Below are 16,441 nucleotides of genomic sequence, written 5' to 3' on the forward strand. Positions count from 1 at the left end.
TACGCTTTCAATAGTCATGACGCCGATATTGTAGCGCCTCAGCAATATGCTTATCCAGAATGTGTTCGGCCTGGGCCAGGTCAGCGATGGTTCTGGCGACCTTGAGGATGCGGTGATAGCTGCGGGCAGAAAGTGAAAACTTTTGCACCGCCATTTGCAGTAAGTGATTCGCCTGCTCACCCAATTGGCAATGGGTGGAAATTTCGAGCGCACCCAAGGCTGCATTCGGTTTCTGTTGGCGGGTCAGTTGACGCTCTCGCGCCTGAATCACGCGCGCACGAATGGCTGTACTCTGCTCACCATGATGGTCATGTGACAACTCTTCTGGCTTGAGTGATGGCACATCAATATTCATGTCTATCCTGTCCAGCAGCGGGCCGGAAAGTTTATTTTTATAGCGCAGAATTTGCTCAGGCGTACAGCGGCAGCGTTGGTTATAGTGCCCGTAATAGCCGCATGGACAAGGATTCATCGCTGCAAGCAATTGAAACTGGGCCGGGAAAGTTGCTTGTCTGGCTGCCCGAGAAATGGTGATATTGCCACTTTCCAGCGGCTCGCGGAGCACCTCCAGCACTTTCCTGTCGAACTCAGGCAGCTCATCCAAAAATAACACGCCGTGATGGGCAAGGCTGATCTCTCCGGGTCTGGGCACACTGCCACCACCCACCAGTGCCACGGCAGAGGCGGTGTGATGTGGCGCCCTGAATGGCCGCTTTTTCCATTGGCTGGCCGGAAACTGGCCGGTCAGTGACAAAATTGCCGCACTTTCCAGCGCTTCCTGCGTAGTCATGTCAGGCAGAATACTATTAAACCGGTTCGCCAGCATGCTTTTGCCTGTGCCTGGCGGGCCGCTCATCAATAAACTATGTTGGCCCGCCGCGGCAATTTCCAGGGCGCGCTTGGCGCGCAATTGACCCTTGACTTCGAAGTAATCCGGAAAGCTTAACGAGGATTCTGACAGCACCAGCGGGTGAGGGGGCAGCGATTGTTTGCCAGACAGATGGGCACAGACTTCAAGCAGGCTATTCGCGGCAAAAATGGAACATCCCTCAACCAGGCTTGCCTCATGCGCACTCTCCTGGGGCAAAATCGCCGCCCTTTTGTGCGCCGGGCCCTGAATCAGTTGGTAAGTCATCGCCAGGGCGCCGCGTATCGGCCTTAACTCGCCTGTTAGTGCCAGCTCACCAGCGATGACATAGTTGGCCAGCGCTTGTTTAGGTAATTGCCCGGAGGCTGCCAGAATCCCAAGCGCAATCGGCAAATCGTAACGGCCACCCTCTTTGGGCAGATCTGCCGGTGCCAGGTTAACTGTAATCCGCCGCGCCGGGAATTCAAACTGTGCGGTTTGAATCGCCGCCCTAACCCGGTCTTTGCTCTCTTTCACTTCGGTTTCTGGCAGCCCGACGATAGTGAAGCTGGGCAGGCCATTGGCGAGATGCACTTCTACCACCACTTCTGGTGCATCCATCCCACTCAGGGCCCGACTGTATAACACGGCCAAACTCATGTAGCACTCCCGCACCAAAGAATGCTAACAATTGTAAATTAAATTTTACTTTCTGGCGGTGTCGGCTTGTTCTAGCTGGCTGATTTTTTCTTCAAGCTGTTTTAATTGTTGCTGCGTGCGTGCCAGCAAAGCGGCCTGAATATCAAATTCCTCGCGCGAAACAAGTTCCATTTTGGGGAGCATGCCCTGAATTAGTGCATGCAAGTTGGTTTCAAGCTCTGAAATGGGGCTTGAATCAATTAGTTGTTTGATTTTAAAAGATAATTCTTTAATTTTTTCATTTGAAAATAGCATGGCAGGCTCTCCTTAGGGTCACATTCTAGCATGTAAGGCCCTCGAAAAAAGGGGTGTAAATGGTTGATTTTTATGTGTTTTCAATTAAAAACATGTTGTTGTGCTGCTAATGTAAGTATTTAATTTAAGTATTTTAATTAAGATATTGATTTTTAATGTTTATATGGGTTGGCACGTGCCTTGCTTTTAGGTCAATGTTGTTTCATTCTCGTTTACAACAATTTGATCAAGATTTTCACAGAGAGAGGACCTATAAATGCGTCAATCTATTTTGCTCACAGCAGTATTGAGTGCAATGTCATTTGCACAAGTTTCATACGCAGCTGAAGAAGCCAAGGAAGAAGCCAAATCTGACTGGACTGCCACTGGTAACGTTGCTTTGGTGTCTGATTATTACTTTCGCGGTATTTCACAATCATGGCACAAGCCCACTGCCCAAGGCGGTATGGATATTACTCATTCAAGTGGTTTTTATGCAGGGGTATGGGGGTCTGGTGTAACACCAAACACTTATCCGGATGCTAACACAGAGATTGATTTATATGCTGGGTTCAACGGTTCTATCCCAGTTGTTGAGAAGCTGGGTTACACCGTTGGTGTTTATGGATATTTCTATCCAGGTGGCTCTTGGAAGAAATATAAATTTACAGGTGATAACAATCCAGATGGCACTTTGAAAAGTCAAACTCCGAAGGGTGGTCGTTGGGATACATATGAATTCAACGCAGGTCTTTCATATGATTGGATTAGTGCGAAAGTTTCTTACACTTTAACTGATTGGTTCGGTGCAGATAAAGATACTGGCTGGGATGGTAGTACTAAAGGATCTACCTACTTTGAGTTGAATGCTGCGTATCCATTGCCTTGGTGGGATTTAACGCTTATTGCTCACGTTGGACGTTTAAATGTTGCTGGTAAACTAGACCCTAATGCTGACTTTTCTGCAATCGGTGGTGGTTCAGCACCTAGCGCATCTACATCAGGCGCTACTAATCCTGATTACACAGACTGGAAGATTGGTTTGAGTAAAGCATTCAAAATTGGTGCTACTGAAGGTTGGAATGCTGGGGTCTACTGGATTGAGTCAGACAACTCTCGTTATTGGGGTCGTAATGGCTATGGCGGCTCAAGCTTTAATGGAGCACCATCAACACAATTTAAGAACCTGAATGATGGTCGTTTTGTTTTAACATTAGGCCGTACATTCTAAGTAAGCAAGTTTTAGATCTGGCGGGCATGTGCCTGCCAGAGTTAACAACGGGAGAAGCAAATGAAATTTGTATCCGCAATAATCAAGCCATTCAAGCTTGATGAGGTGCGTGAGGCTTTGTCCAATATCGGCGTACAAGGCATCACTGTCACTGAAGTCAAAGGATTTGGCCGTCAAAAAGGGCACACTGAGTTGTATCGTGGTGCTGAATATGTCGTAGATTTTTTGCCTAAAGTTAAACTCGAAGTTGCGATCAAAGATGACATGCTGGATCAGGTCGTAGACGCGATTGAAAAAGCAGCCGCAACAGGCAAAATCGGCGATGGCAAAGTCTTTGTCTTCGATTTGGAACAAGTTTACCGTATACGTACCGGCGAAACCGGTCCGGATGCGCTATAAGAAAGGGCTTCTGTTATGAAGAAAATTCTTTCCATATTATCGCTGGTCGCCGTGATGGGTCTGGCGGCATGCCCAGTCAGTTATGCAGAAGAAACTGTGACCGAAACCATCACAGTACAAGAAACCGTTTCTACTGATGCGGCACCTGCGGCCGAAGCGCCTGCAGCGGCCGAAGCTGCCCCTGCTGCTGAAGCAGCACCAGTCCCAACGCTGGATGTGGGTAATACCGCGTTTATGATTGTTGCCACTGTGCTGGTGATTTTGATGACGATTCCTGGCCTGGCGTTGTTCTACGGCGGTTTGGTGCGTCAGAAAAATATGTTGTCAGTGCTGATGCAAGTGTTTGTTGTCTTCTCTATGATTTCTGTATTGTGGGCTGCGTATGGTTACAGCATGGCTTTTAGCGAAGGTAACATGATTGTCGGTGGATTAAGCAAGGCGTTTCTGGCGGGTATTACACCTGCTAGTTTGTCTGGCACGATTCCAGAGTATGTATTCTTGACCTTCCAGCTGACATTTGCTGCCATTACACCGGGGTTGATTGTTGGTGGTTTTGCTGAGCGTATGAAGTTCTCTGCTGTATTGTTGTTCACGGCATTGTGGGTGACTTTTGCCTACATCCCAATCGCACACATGGTATGGGGCGGTGGTTACCTGGCAGAGCTGGGTGCCAAAGACTTTGCTGGTGGTACTGTCGTACATATCAACGCTGGTATCGCTGCCTTGATTGGTGCCATCATGTTGGGCAAACGTATTGGTTACGGTAAAGAAGCCATGCCTCCGCACAACCTGGTGATGACCATGATTGGTGCTTCCTTGCTGTGGGTAGGTTGGTTTGGCTTTAACGTCGGTAGTGAACTGGCTGCTGATGGCATTGCCGGTATGGTGCTGATCAATACACAATTGGCAACAGGTTCTGCTGTACTGGGCTGGATTTTTGCTGAATGGTTGTTCAGAGGTAAGCCAAGCATGCTGGGTGCCGCTTCTGGTGCAGTGGCTGGTTTGGTTGCGATTACCCCTGCTTGCGGCTTTATCGGCCCGATGGGTTCGATCATCCTTGGCTTCACTGCCAGCTTTGTCAGCCTGTGGGGCGTGACTAAACTGAAAGGTGCGCTGGGCTACGATGACTCACTGGATGTGTTCGGTGTGCACGGCTTGGCCGGTATCTGGGGTGCGGTGGGCACTGGCGTGTTGATGTCACCAGGTTTGGGTGGTGTTGGTTACGCAGAAGGTGTGACGATGGGTGGTCAGGTCTCTACTCAGATCATCGCAGTGGTCGTGACCTTGATCTGGACAGGTATTGTGAGCGTCATTCTTTACAAAGTGGTAGATGCGGTTGTCGGTCTGCGTGTGAGTGAAGAATATGAGCGCGAAGGTCTGGACACGACTGAACATGGCGAACGTGCTTACAGCTTGTAATCGTTGTGTGGTATAAAGAAACGGCTCTAGTTAGAGCCGTTTTTTTTTGGGAACTAATATAAACGGTTGTTATCCATTTACAGGGCCTAGTTAACAACAATTCTTATTATGGCAAACATTCATACAACCTCTCTCAGCCCTTTTCAAAGAGTCGTCAAATTACTCTCATTTGAAAAACAGGACATTTTGCTGCTGTTTTATTTAACTGCGGCTTACGGTGTGCTGGGTATCGCGACACCTGTTGCCGTGCAGGCGATGGTGAATATCGTCACCATGGGCGGCGTATTGCAGCCGCTGTACGTCGTGGGGTTTATCCTGTTTTGTTTGCTGGCGTTGTCTGGTGCGATTTATGCGATTGAGAGTTTTCTGGTTGAGATGATCCAGCGACGGCTTTTTGTGCGGTATAGCTTGCAGATTGCGCAAAATACCGGGCAAATTCATATTTCTGTGTATGACAAATTCAATCCGGTAGAACTGGTAAATCGTTATTTTGATATTCAAACCGTGCAGAAATCGATGGCGACTTTGCTCACGGTTGGCTTGACCGCCTTGTTGCAAGGCATCATCGGCAGCATTGTGCTGCTTTTTTATAGTCTGTATTTTGGCATTTTGGTGATCCTCATGCTGATTGTGCTGTGGGTGATTATTTTTGGCCTGGGTAAACAGGCCGAAGAGACATCGATCAAAGAGTCTAAAGCCAAATATGAAATGGCGGCCTGGCTGGAAACCATTGCCCGCAATAAATGGCTCTCAAAGTTTTATGGTGCGACTCAGCGCAACACGGCGAATACCGCGCAGCTTGCAGAAGGCTATCTGCAAGTCAGGACCAAGCACTTTAAAGTGCTCATGATGCAACTGATAGGCGCGGTGGGCCTCTATGCCTTGATTGGTACGGGCATGCTGATATTAGGCGGGACACTGGTGATTAAAGGCCAGATCAATCTGGGCCAGTTTGTTGCCGCAGAGCTGATTATTTTTGGGGTGCTTTCTGCGTTTGTGCGATTTGTGACCAAGCTGGAGTATTTCTATGATCTGCTTGCGGCGGTCGATAAACTTGGCGTGCTGGAAACCTTGCCTGTAGAGCGCTCGGGGGAGCATCAGTCAGGTCAGGAAGGCTACACTACCCTGAAGGTGCATCAGCTGACTTTTCAACACGCGGATCAAGCTGCTTTGGTCAGCAACCTGAGTTTTCACTTGCAACGTGGTGAGAGCCTGGCGTTGATCGGTGGCTTAGGCAGCGGTAAAACGACGTTGCTGGAGCTGATCACCGGCATGAGGCAGCCGCTGCAAGGACATGTCAGCTACAACGACATTGATGTGCGCCAGCTTGACCTGGCACATTTGCGTGACCGGATTGGCGTGGCGAACAAAGTCGAGTGGCAGCATGGCTCTATTCTGGATAATCTGAGGTTGCAACGGCCAGAGGTGACACTTGATCAGGTGATTGAGTTACTGCAGGTGCTTGGGTTGTGGCAAGAAATCAGCAAGCTGCCCAATGGGGTAGAAACAGTCTTGACTGACTTTGGCGCACCGATGACGCATACACAGTTACAACGGTTAATGCTTGCCCGTGCGATGCTGGGTCAACCGGATGTATTAATCATTGATGGCCTGCTGGATCAGCTGGCGCAACATGAGCTGGATCAGGTGCTGATGTTGCTTAAGCGTCATCAGCAGGACTGGATGGTGTTGATCACCACGCGATATCAGCATATCGCCCAGCAATGCAAGCAAGTCATTCATCTGCAAAGCCAAGCGGCGACAGACGTGGCAGGAGGTCAGCATGAGTAATACGGTTGAAAGTATGCTGACACAAAGCGTACAAACCCCTGAGCATTTAAGGGTTTGGATCAAACGCATGGCCTGGCTGCTCGTTGTGCTGCCCCTTGCTTTTTTGCCTCTGCCATGGCAACAAAACGTGACCGCGCTAGGCAAGGTCACGGCCTATTCTCCTTCCGAGCGGGTGCAAACCGTCGATGCCCCCGTGAGCGGGCTCATCCAGCACTGGTATGTGCAAGAAGGCTCGCAAGTGAAGCAAGGCGATGTATTGCTGGAAATCAGCGATACTGATCCTAACTTCAGGCAGCGCCTGCAAGCGCAGCGCGATAACCTGGAGGACAAACTCGCTTCCAAGCAAAGCGAGTTATCAGCTTACTCGGTGCAGCGTGACAACCTGGCCGCCGGCCGTGATGCCAAAATCACAGCCGCCCAATACAAGTTGGATGTCGCTAACCAAAAAATTCTCAGTGCACGTGAAGCGGTGAACTCTGCTCAAGCAACGCTGGATGCTGCCACGATGCAGGTCAAGCGTATGCAACGCCTACTGGGCGATGGCCTGGTTTCCAAGCGAGACACCGAAGTGGCTGAGCGTGACCATACGATTGCCAGCCGTAACCTAAATAGTGTGCAGGCACAACTGCAATCGGCCATGGCCGAGGCGCAGTCGGCACAAGCAGAAATCCGCCAGGTGCGTGCCGATACGCAAGCATATCTGGATTCGGTGACGGCCAATATCAACAAAATCAAAGGCGAGGTCTCAGATGCTGAAAATAGCCTGCACAGCTCCGAGATTTCACTGGCGCGGCAAAACATGCAGAAAATCATCGCGCCCCGCGATGGCACGATTTTCCGTTTACCGGTCAATTCACAATCCCAGATAATCAAGCAAGGTGATCCCTTGCTGATTATTGTGCCACATACCTCTCAGCGTGCCGTGGAGTTATGGGTTGATGGCCGCGATGCGCCACTGATTACTCGCGACAGTGTTGTGCGTCTCGAATTTGAGGGATGGCCTGCGATTCAGGTGCCTGGCTGGGCCCAAGTCGGTGTGGGCACGTTTGAGGGCAAAATTGCTTTCGTTGACCCGACTGACAATGGCACCGGGCATTTCCGTATCATGGTGATCCATAAAGAAGGCACGCCGCAATGGCCAGAAGCCCGCTTTTTGCGTCAGGGTATCAGTGCCAAGGGTTGGGTATTGTTGGAGAAAGTGACGATAGGCTATGAATTGTGGCGCCTGCTCAATGGCTTCCCGCCCAGAATCCCGCATGAGCCTGCACCGCTCAATCTGCCTGCTGGCGTTGGGGCAAGTAAATGAAGCGTGGTGTGCAAATACCGGTTTTGACTAGGCTGTTTGGTCTGGCCAGTATGCTATTGGCCACAGTTGTCGGTGCGGATGAGTCATTGAGTGACAGCCGGGCGCGCCAGCGATTGCAGAACACAGAAGGCCGCGGCCTGGAGCCATATGCCAAGGGCAAGGGTGTGCCGCTGCATGATGCGGTCAAACAACAGCAGCAACAACGCAATAAGCCGGTAGTGATAGACCTGAAAAGTGCGCTGCAACCGTTTGACTCGCCAGAAACTGCAAATATGCTCAGTAATGCACCCAAGCAAGGGCCGCAACTGAGTATTGCGGATGTGCGGCAGAAGGCGTTGCAAAACAATCTTAATCTGCAAGTGGCCAAAATCGACCCGACCATTGCTGCGCAATCGTTGCGTGAAGAGCAGGCCAAGTTTGACCAGGTCATTTTTGCCTACGCCAAATATGGCCAGAAAGACTTGCCTGCGATGGCGGGTGACAAAGTGATTCTAAAGTCTGATAACCCTGCGCTGGATAGCGAGCTGGTCAAACTGAATCCGGCAGCCCAAAACAAGGAGTTTTGGGAGTTGGAAACGGGCATCAAAGTGCCGTTAAGAACTGGTGGTAGCGTTACCCTGAGTGCGCCACTGGAAAACTACCAGAGCAAGGGCAGTCTGGCCAGTGACCAATACCGCAGTGCTTTGCGCTTCTCCTTTAGCCAGCCGTTGTTGCGTAATGCCGGGCGACAGGTGAACGAGGCCAGCATCCGCATTGCAGCACTTGATCAGGATAGCGCCCAGCTCAGAACGCGGTTGCAAAGCATTCGTATAGTCACCATGGTGGATAAAGCCTACTGGGATTTATACGAGGCTTGGGCGGCCCTGGATGTGCGCCGCAACCAGTACGAATATGCCAGCCAAAATCTGGCCATGGTCAAACGCCGCGTGCAGGAGGGTCTCACCGCCGCGATTGAAGTCAACCGTGCTGAAATTGGTGTCGCGGATCGCATGGAAACGCTGATTATTGCCGAAACCAACCTCAAGCTGGCCCAGCGCCAGTTACAGTTTTTGCTCAACGAATTGCCGGAGCAAGGCATGACTAGTTTGCCGTGGGTACCTTCTACCATGCCCAATCTGGTCAAGTTTGAGTTTGACCGTGAAAAACTGCTCAAAGATGCGTTGGATAGCCGCATCGAGCTACTCGATCAGGAGCTCAAACTGAGCGCAGATCAATTACAAATTGATTATCTGCAAAATCAGACCCTGCCGATGTTTACGCTGGATTACCAATACGGCGCCCTGTCCAGTTCTGCCAACCGGGCAGGCAATATCGGGCAGGACTTGCTGAATGGCCAATACAATGACTGGTCCGTGGGCCTGAAGTTTGAAATGCCAGTGAGCAATGAAGCGCGCAAAGCCAAGCTGGATAAAGCGATTGCCCAGCGTATGCAGCGCCTGACAAACAAAACGCTGCAAGCGCTGACCGTCAAACGCGAAATTCACGACGCCCTGGATAAGCTTGAGCAAAACTGGCAGCGCATCCTCGCGGCACGCCAGCAGGTGATGATCGCCGGCTATAACTACGAAGCCGAACTCAAGCAGTTTAATGAAGGCTTACGTACCATGACCGAGGTGCTGGAAACACTGACGCGGCTAGGCGAGGCGCAAATCAAGGAAATTCGCGCCATTAATGACTATCAGATTGCCCTGATAGACCTGACCTTTGCCACCGGAACGGTGTTGGGCTATACGCAGATTAGCATGCAGTAAGGTAGCCTCGGATAACGTGCAAGGCAGATGAGGCTACTTGATCAAATCTGTGCGCTGAGTGATTTAAGAAGCGGTGCGGATGCCTGGATCAGAAAAACTCAGGCGTTTATTCAGGTTTTTCTCGGGGTTCTCTGAGGACAAGCATCAAAGTGATCGCACACTTTAGATACTTGTTGCGATGGGATGGCTATCAGAAGAAAAAACACATTGTTTACTGTGCAGGCATGCCTCCCTACGCAACGATTTTCTATGCTGCCTAACAACCTGGCCAGTAACGCTTATCCTTCATAAAACACGGCTAGTCAGAGGGTCTCTCTGTTTGGCTAGGACCATTTCACACTGTGTTTAGCGGTAATATTCAAACAATCTCCAGCTTTCAGGCTGAGGATGCCTTCTTCAAATGCCCGTTCTCCTTCACCTTGCAAGCGCAATAACCACGCAGCTTGCGCTTGGTCATCCTAGAAGTCCGCTGGCGATGAATGCCCCTAGTAGACGATACGTTCAAAATACAGTTGAGGTGAAGAGATCAGCACTTGAAGGCATTACTCAGGCAAGAGCACGGGAATCTCTGCAAGCAGGTTGAGTTGTTAAATGAGGGATGTCACGCGCAGTCGAGCTGCGGCAATCCGATTACTCGGTCAGGACTGGTTTAAGCAGCGCTTCCACCTGCGCCAGCGTCATCCGGTGGATTCCCGCCTTTTCCCCGTGTTTACGCGGGGCGGTACGCAGGTCGTCGGCTTCAAAAATACTGATGCGTTGCGTACCGTACCGGGTTTCTACCAGCACCACCGGCACCCGTTTGCGTAGCAATTCGTGCTTTTGTTTGCTCGGACGGTCTGACATGCGGTAGTGCTGTTCATCTAGGCGGTAGGGGATATTCTGGTTGAGCAGGTAGATTTCCAGTTCTTTGGCGCTCTCGGCAAAGACATGGATTTCGGTATCGGCATGGGGCCCGGCGGTACCTTCCATGACGGCGCCGGTCAGGTAGGGCTGGAATTTCTGCAATAGCCGCATGGTATGCAGCGCGGCCTGCCGCAGTTCCAGCAGGTGAGCGGCATCGCTTTCATCTGCGTAAAGCGCGTGATATTCACGCAAGGCCGCATCAATTTCGCCGTTGGTCGGCAAGGGCGCATCTTGCGTGATGCCCATGGCTTTGATGGCTTTGCGTTTGGCGCGCGCATAGTCACTGATGCCTTCTTCAAACATCAGGCGCGCGGCAGATTGGGCAATTTCTTGCCTCAAGTCACTCGTAAAATCATCAAACATACTTTAGGCTTTTCGTAGATTGATTGCTAATTCGGGCTCAGCAGCTTGGCTGCCGGATTGGCTGGCAGTTTTCTATCCTCATTGTTGCCACTGTGTTCGCCGATCAGGCGCTCCAAAAAGGAGGGCTCTTCCTCTTCGGGCGCATGCTCACCTTCCGGGTCAAACAAACCAGGCAGTGTTTCGGGTTTGGATTGTGGCAAGTGCTCTTCATAAAAATACTCATAAATGCCCGCATCGTCTTCGCTGATCTGCGCACCGGTGTAAGCATCTACTTTCAATTGCAAGACGCCCTCAGGCACTTTGTATTGATAAATCGGCTGACCTGACAGGGTTTGTTGCATATAGCGTATCCAGATAGGTAAAGCTGCGCGGCCACCGGTTTCGCCACGGCCCAGGTTGTGCGGGTTGTCATAACCCACCCACGCGACTGCCACCTCTTTTGGGTGGTAGCCAGCAAACCAGGCATCAAACTGGTCGTTGGTGGTGCCAGTTTTACCGGCAATGTCGGGGCGGCGCAATGACAGTGCTGCGCGCGCAGTCCCATCTCTCACCACGTCTTGTAGCATGGTGGTAATAATGAACGCGTTGCGCTGGTCAATCACCCGCTCGGCGGAAACATGTTTGCCTGGTTGCACGGCTTGAATCACCTTGCCGCGGCTGTCCGTGATCTTTTCGATCAGGTAAGGATGCACCTGATAGCCACTATTGGCAAAGGTGGCATACGCGGCTGTCAGCTGCCAGACCGTGGTTGAGCCAGCGCCCAAGGCGGTAGACAAATAGGCCGGGTGATCCTTGGGGTCAAAGCCAAATTTGCGCAGGTAGTTTTGGGCATAACGCGCGCCAATCGCATTCATAAGCCGGATTGAAATGGTGTTTTTGGATTGCGCCAGTGCTTCACGCAAACGCATCGGACCAGCATATTTTTCATCGTAGTTGCGCGGCTCCCAGCTGCTGTTGCTGCCAGTCTCGGTGGAGGTGAAACTGATCGGTGCGTCTTCAAACACACTGGCAGGGGAATAGCCCTTTTCAAGCGCGGCAGAATAGATAAATGGTTTAAAGCTGGAGCCGGGTTGACGGCGACCCTGGGTGACATGGTTATATTTGTTGCGCTGGAAACTGAAGCCACCGATCAGCGCTTGTACCTGTCCGGTTTCAGGATTGAGTGCCATAAAGCCACTTTCCACTTCTGGCAGTTGTACTACCGACCATTCTTCACCGTTTTGATATACGCGAATGACCGCGCCCGGCTTGAGTGACAAGGGCGTGGGTTTGGCGGGCGGCATATGGTTTTTGACCAGCAGCAATGATTTGTCTTGCAGTTTGAGCACCTGGCCGCGCTTGGTGACCAAAGTGAGCAGGTTGGGTTCCACCTTGGTGACCAAGGCGGGCACAAATTGGTTGTAAGTGACAAAATCACGCAATAAATCAGCGGCTTCCGACGCCCTGAGTGTTGCTGGTAATGGCAACATTTGCTCTGCGCCACGGAACCCGTGCCGCAACTCAAAATTGATGATGCCTTGAATCATGGCCGTATTGGCAGCAGCCTGGTGTTTGCTGTTGATCGTGGTGTAAACACGCAGCCCGCTGGTATACGCCTTCTCACCATAGCGTTTATACAAGCTTGCCCTGACGATCTCGGCCACGTATTCCCCGCCCAGTGCCTGGATTTGGCGTCTGGATGACTGGAATTTAAGCGGTGCCTTTAATGCTTCTTGATAGGCTTGATCAGAGATCATGCCATAGCGGTGCATGTCACGGAGCACTTCGTGCTGACGGTTGATGGCGTAGTCAGGATGAATGTAGGGATCGTATTTGCTCGGCGCTTTGGGCAAGCCTGCCAGTAACGCGGCTTCGGCCAGGTTCAGTTGTTTCAAGTCTTTGTCATAGTAGGTTTTGGCGGCAGTCGCAAAACCATAGGCGCGCTCACCGAGGTAAATCTGGTTGAGATACAGCTCCAAAATCTTGTCTTTGCTAATGGCATGTTCAATTTTGATTGCCAGCAGCGCTTCTTTCACCTTGGTCCACAGATTACGCGGCGTATCGGGGCTGCTGAAAAAGTTTTTAGCCACCTGCATGGTGATGGTGCTGGCGCCTTCGTGCCCGCGTCCGGTCAGGTTGTTACGAATCGCCCGCAAAATGCCTGTGGTATCAATGCCGTTGTGCTGGTAAAAGCGACGGTCTTCAATCGCCAGAATGGCGTCTTTCATGACTTTGGGCGTTTGTTCAATTGGCACAAATGCGCGGCGCTCCTGACCAAATTCAGCCATCAAGCCGCCATCGGCGTCATAGACCCGCAGGGGCAATTTGGGATGGTAATCCGTCAGTGCATCAATCGAAGGCAGGGAAGGATAGAGGATGCTGATCATCAATACCAGCAAGGCTGCGACGATCAAACTGCCAGTAATGAAGAGGAAAAGAAGGGACTGCAACCAGGTTCTTGAATTCATGCGTCTTGCTGCCATCGAGAGAATTACCTATGAATTGTAATCTTTTTTTGCTGATTCATAGGCAGTTAATTATGGAATCATGCAAATAATCAGGATTTCCCTGACTCGCAAAAATACATGTAAGCCATTGTTTACCCACTCGAATGCATGAGTTGGCATGGATGATGCATAGCAAGTCGGGCATGTAACTATTTATGAAGGGCAATACCGTTGAGTCTGGGCTTTTTACAGCGCAAAAAAACCAGTTTTATTGGTGTGGATGTCAGTGCAACCGCCGTCAAGATGGTGGAGCTCAGTGCCATTGGCAAGCAGCAATTCCGGCTGGATGGCTATGCCAATGTCACGTTGCCTAAAGGCGCAATCAGTGACGGCAATATCAATGATCTCACCCAGGTGGCTGAGAGCATGCGTGCCGCCTGGCGATTGCTGGGTTCGCGTGCACGTCAGGTAGTCTTGGCCTTGCCAACTGCGGCGGTGATTTCCAAGCGCGTGATTATGCCTGCCGGATTGCGCGAAGAAGACATGGAGCTGCAAGTCGAGTCTGAGGCAAATCAGTACATCCCGTTCCCGCTCGACGAAATGAATCTGGACTTTCAGATATTGGGCCCGATGGGGAAAAGCACCGATGAAGTAGAAGTGCTGATTGTGGCGGCCAAGAAAGAAAAAATCGATGACCGGGTGGCCGTGGCTGAAGAAGCCGGGCTCAAGGTGCAGATCATGGATGTTGAGGCCTATGCGACAGAAACGGCTTACCGTCAGATTTTGAGACATTTGCCTGATCACAGTAAAAAAACCGTGACCATGATTCTGGATATCGGTGCCTTTGTGACCCATATCAATGTGATGGTAGGCACACAGTCCGTCTATGCACGAGAGCAAGCCTTTGGTGGGGCGTCCTTGTCGCAAGAGATTCAGCGCCGGTTTGGTTTGTCGCCTGAAGAAAGCGAAATCGCCAAGCGTCAAGGCGGATTGCCAGCTTCTTATGCGCAGGAAGTGTTGCAGCCGTTTTTACAAAACCTGGCGGCTGAGGCTGCCAGAGCCGTTTCATTTTTCACTAACTCCACCCAATACAGCAAAGTCGACCATTTGTTGTTAGCGGGCGGTGTGGCAGCTACTGACGGGCTGACCGCTCTGATTGAAGAAAAAACCGGTGTGCATACTTTGGTTGCAAATGCTTTCGGTGGTATGACGTTGGCAAACAAGATTAAACCTTCCCAGTTGCAAGTAGATGCACCTGCCCTAATGATCGCTTGTGGCTTGGCGCTGCGAGGGGTAGACGCATGATTAAAGTCAATCTACTTCCACACCGTCAGATCCGCCGCGCTGAGCGGCAGCGTGAATTTGGCTTGATGGCATCCTTGGTAGCAGTAGCAGCAGCGGCTATTTTGTTTGTCAGTTGGAGCTACATCCATAGCAAGATTCAGGCGCAGCAATCTCGTAATCAACGATTGCAGGATGAAATGGCTCGTCTGGATGTGGAAATAGCCAAGATTGGTAATTTGAAAGAGCAAATCAAGAGTGTGCTTGAGCGTAAGCAGATTGTGGAAGGATTGCAAAGTGACCGTAATCAGGCTGTTCTGATTCTAGATGAGCTGGCCAGACAATTGCCAGAGGGTGTCTTCTTCAAAAGTGTGAAACAAATCGAAGATGAAATTGAGCTGAAAGGGGTTGCAGATACTAATGCGAGAGTCGCGACATTAGTACATAACCTGAGTGGCTCAGCCATTATGCATAGCCCTAATCTGGTTGAAATCAAAGCTAGCATGAATGCACTATCGGTCAAAGAATATGACTTTGTTTTACGCGTCACGCTCAAGCGCGAGTCGCCTACTAGTCCTGCCGATAAGCAAAAACTGGCCCCTGCTAAAGGATGACAAAAATGCAACTGTCTGACTTTAATAATATTGATTTAAAAAATGCGGGTAACTTGCCTCTGCCGATGAAAGCCGCCTTGCTAGCGATGTTGGCTGGTATCTTATTTGTTTTAGGTTACTTGTTTTTACTTAATCCCAATCTTAAGGAATTAAAGCTAGAAAAAGAAAAGGAACAGGGGTTACGTGATGAGTATCTGGCGAAGAAAATGCAGGCACTAAAAATGAAGACATATGAACAACAGGTGATTGATATTCAGCGTACATTCGGTAACCTGCTTAAGCAGTTGCCAGATAAATCTGAAATGGATGGACTGCTGACAGATATCAACCAAGCTGGTCTCAGTCAGGGCCTATCATTCGAGGGCTTTGTCCCATTGCCAGAGGTGTTTGCTGAGTTTTATGCTGAAAAACCTATAAATATCAAAGTATTAGGCCACTATCATGGTCTTGGCGCTTTTGTCACTGAGGTGGCCAAACTTTCCCGGATTGTGACGCTACACAACCTGCAAATTCACCCTGCAGGTAAGGATGAGAAGCAGACGCAAAAAGATATTCTAGTTATGGAAGCTGTTGCCAAGACCTATCGCTATCTTGATGCAGAAGAGCTTGCTGCACGCAAGATGCAAGAGAATAAGGCAAATAAAAAATGAGGTTGAAATCAAAACTTTTACCAGCTGCGTTGATAATTTTGCTGGCTGCATGTGGGCATGCACAAAATGACGATTTAACCCAGTTTATGAATGACGCGAATCAGACCATGCTTGCACCTGTAGAGGCTTTGCCGGAGGTGCAAGGATTTGCGCCGAAAATGTATAACGCGGACGGCGTCTTACATGATCCGTTTTATCCGCGCAAAGCCGCAATACAAAATGCGAATCAGCCCGATTTGAATCGGCCTAAAGAACCTCTGGAAGCCTATCCGCTAGAAAGCCTTAAATTTGTCGGGGTTCTCAGCAAAAAAAATAGTATGTATGCCACCATACAAACTCCAGATAGCCATATTTACCAGATTAAAACAGGCGCGCACTTGGGCGAAAAGTTTGGCGTAGTAACTGCACTCGGGGAAAATCACCAGACTTTGAAGTATGAGTTAAGAGTGAAAGAGACCATACAAGATCCGGTCACAGCTGAGTGGTCTGAGCAAATGACAATATTGGAATTGCAGGAACATCAATGA

Annotated in this window: 14 protein-coding genes; 10 read left to right on the forward strand and 4 right to left on the reverse strand. The window is 50.3% G+C overall.

Translation table 11 applies throughout. From position 1 onward, the window contains the following. Nucleotides 1–7 precede the first annotated feature (7 nt). Both Q9292_RS03565 and Q9292_RS03570 read right to left on the reverse strand, forming a co-directional pair. A complete protein-coding gene (locus Q9292_RS03565; RefSeq protein ID WP_275357599.1) occupies nucleotides 8–1,507 on the reverse strand; it encodes a YifB family Mg chelatase-like AAA ATPase in 1,500 nt (499 codons plus the stop codon). A gap of 45 nt (nucleotides 1,508–1,552) precedes the next feature. After that, complete coding sequence (locus Q9292_RS03570) at nucleotides 1,553–1,801, reverse strand: accessory factor UbiK family protein (RefSeq protein WP_275357601.1); 249 nt, start codon at nucleotides 1,799–1,801, stop codon at nucleotides 1,553–1,555. Nucleotides 1,802–2,057: 256 nt separating this feature from the next. Here Q9292_RS03570 and Q9292_RS03575 point away from each other — a divergent pair, with 256 nt between their 5' ends. The 6 genes from Q9292_RS03575 (at nucleotide 2,058) to Q9292_RS03600 (ending at nucleotide 9,677) form a co-directional block, all read left to right on the forward strand. Then, nucleotides 2,058–3,011, forward strand: coding sequence for a TorF family putative porin (locus Q9292_RS03575; protein WP_275357602.1), 954 nt, complete (start codon nucleotides 2,058–2,060; stop codon nucleotides 3,009–3,011). Nucleotides 3,012–3,071: 60 nt separating this feature from the next. Next, nucleotides 3,072–3,410 carry a P-II family nitrogen regulator gene (glnK, locus tag Q9292_RS03580; RefSeq protein ID WP_018986930.1) on the forward strand — a complete coding sequence of 113 codons (339 nt, stop codon included), beginning with the start codon at nucleotides 3,072–3,074 and terminating at the stop codon, nucleotides 3,408–3,410. Between the two features lie 15 nt (nucleotides 3,411–3,425). Further along, the gene (locus Q9292_RS03585) at nucleotides 3,426–4,829 is read left to right on the forward strand and encodes an ammonium transporter (protein ID WP_275357611.1); all 1,404 of its coding nucleotides are present in this window, start codon (nucleotides 3,426–3,428) and stop codon (nucleotides 4,827–4,829) included. Nucleotides 4,830–4,937: 108 nt separating this feature from the next. Next, the gene (locus Q9292_RS03590) at nucleotides 4,938–6,620 is read left to right on the forward strand and encodes a peptidase domain-containing ABC transporter (RefSeq protein WP_194748997.1); all 1,683 of its coding nucleotides are present in this window, start codon (nucleotides 4,938–4,940) and stop codon (nucleotides 6,618–6,620) included. Then, nucleotides 6,613–7,926, forward strand: coding sequence for an HlyD family secretion protein (locus tag Q9292_RS03595; protein ID WP_313984843.1), 1,314 nt, complete (start codon nucleotides 6,613–6,615; stop codon nucleotides 7,924–7,926). The genes Q9292_RS03590 and Q9292_RS03595 overlap by 8 nt, the downstream gene beginning before the upstream one ends. Before the next feature lie 8 nt (nucleotides 7,927–7,934). After that, entirely contained in the window at nucleotides 7,935–9,677 is a 1,743-nt protein-coding gene (locus Q9292_RS03600) for a TolC family protein (RefSeq protein ID WP_313984846.1), read from the forward strand. 630 nt (nucleotides 9,678–10,307) lie between these two features. Here Q9292_RS03600 and Q9292_RS03605 read toward each other — a convergent pair. Both Q9292_RS03605 and Q9292_RS03610 read right to left on the reverse strand, forming a co-directional pair. Continuing rightward, nucleotides 10,308–10,943 carry a hypothetical protein gene (locus Q9292_RS03605; RefSeq protein WP_275357971.1) on the reverse strand — a complete coding sequence of 212 codons (636 nt, stop codon included), beginning with the start codon at nucleotides 10,941–10,943 and terminating at the stop codon, nucleotides 10,308–10,310. Between the two features lie 26 nt (nucleotides 10,944–10,969). Further along, nucleotides 10,970–13,390 carry a PBP1A family penicillin-binding protein gene (locus Q9292_RS03610; protein ID WP_313984851.1) on the reverse strand — a complete coding sequence of 807 codons (2,421 nt, stop codon included), beginning with the start codon at nucleotides 13,388–13,390 and terminating at the stop codon, nucleotides 10,970–10,972. Between the two features lie 210 nt (nucleotides 13,391–13,600). Here Q9292_RS03610 and Q9292_RS03615 point away from each other — a divergent pair, with 210 nt between their 5' ends. The 4 genes from Q9292_RS03615 to Q9292_RS03630 are packed head-to-tail and all read left to right on the forward strand — an operon-like array spanning nucleotide 13,601 to nucleotide 16,441. Beyond that, complete coding sequence (locus tag Q9292_RS03615; protein ID WP_313984854.1) at nucleotides 13,601–14,674, forward strand: pilus assembly protein PilM; 1,074 nt, start codon at nucleotides 13,601–13,603, stop codon at nucleotides 14,672–14,674. After that, on the forward strand, nucleotides 14,671–15,264 hold the full coding sequence (locus tag Q9292_RS03620) for a PilN domain-containing protein (RefSeq protein ID WP_313984856.1): 594 nt from the start codon (nucleotides 14,671–14,673) through the stop codon (nucleotides 15,262–15,264). The genes Q9292_RS03615 and Q9292_RS03620 overlap by 4 nt, the downstream gene beginning before the upstream one ends. 5 nt (nucleotides 15,265–15,269) lie before the next feature. Then, entirely contained in the window at nucleotides 15,270–15,914 is a 645-nt protein-coding gene (locus Q9292_RS03625) for a type 4a pilus biogenesis protein PilO (protein WP_313984859.1), read from the forward strand. Continuing rightward, nucleotides 15,911–16,441 carry a pilus assembly protein PilP gene (locus Q9292_RS03630; RefSeq protein ID WP_313984862.1) on the forward strand — a complete coding sequence of 177 codons (531 nt, stop codon included), beginning with the start codon at nucleotides 15,911–15,913 and terminating at the stop codon, nucleotides 16,439–16,441. The genes Q9292_RS03625 and Q9292_RS03630 overlap by 4 nt, the downstream gene beginning before the upstream one ends.

The organism is Methylophilus sp. VKM B-3414, assembly GCF_032248435.1.
Classification (GTDB): domain Bacteria; phylum Pseudomonadota; class Gammaproteobacteria; order Burkholderiales; family Methylophilaceae; genus Methylophilus; species Methylophilus glucosoxydans.

Bases quoted from the DNA above. Each gene is read 5' to 3' on its own strand.
- Q9292_RS03565 (WP_275357599.1), bottom strand. From the start codon at position 1,507: ATGAGTTTGGCCGTGTTATACAGTCGGGCCCTGAGTGGGATGGATGCA.
- Q9292_RS03570 (WP_275357601.1), bottom strand. From the start codon at position 1,801: ATGCTATTTTCAAATGAAAAAATTAAAGAATTATCTTTTAAAATCAAA.
- Q9292_RS03575 (WP_275357602.1), top strand. From the start codon at position 2,058: ATGCGTCAATCTATTTTGCTCACAGCAGTATTGAGTGCAATGTCATTT.
- glnK (WP_018986930.1), top strand. From the start codon at position 3,072: ATGAAATTTGTATCCGCAATAATCAAGCCATTCAAGCTTGATGAGGTG.
- Q9292_RS03585 (WP_275357611.1), top strand. From the start codon at position 3,426: ATGAAGAAAATTCTTTCCATATTATCGCTGGTCGCCGTGATGGGTCTG.
- Q9292_RS03590 (WP_194748997.1), top strand. From the start codon at position 4,938: ATGGCAAACATTCATACAACCTCTCTCAGCCCTTTTCAAAGAGTCGTC.
- Q9292_RS03595 (WP_313984843.1), top strand. From the start codon at position 6,613: ATGAGTAATACGGTTGAAAGTATGCTGACACAAAGCGTACAAACCCCT.
- Q9292_RS03605 (WP_275357971.1), bottom strand. From the start codon at position 10,943: ATGTTTGATGATTTTACGAGTGACTTGAGGCAAGAAATTGCCCAATCT.
- Q9292_RS03610 (WP_313984851.1), bottom strand. From the start codon at position 13,390: ATGAATTCAAGAACCTGGTTGCAGTCCCTTCTTTTCCTCTTCATTACT.
- Q9292_RS03620 (WP_313984856.1), top strand. From the start codon at position 14,671: ATGATTAAAGTCAATCTACTTCCACACCGTCAGATCCGCCGCGCTGAG.
- Q9292_RS03625 (WP_313984859.1), top strand. From the start codon at position 15,270: ATGCAACTGTCTGACTTTAATAATATTGATTTAAAAAATGCGGGTAAC.
- Q9292_RS03630 (WP_313984862.1), top strand. From the start codon at position 15,911: ATGAGGTTGAAATCAAAACTTTTACCAGCTGCGTTGATAATTTTGCTG.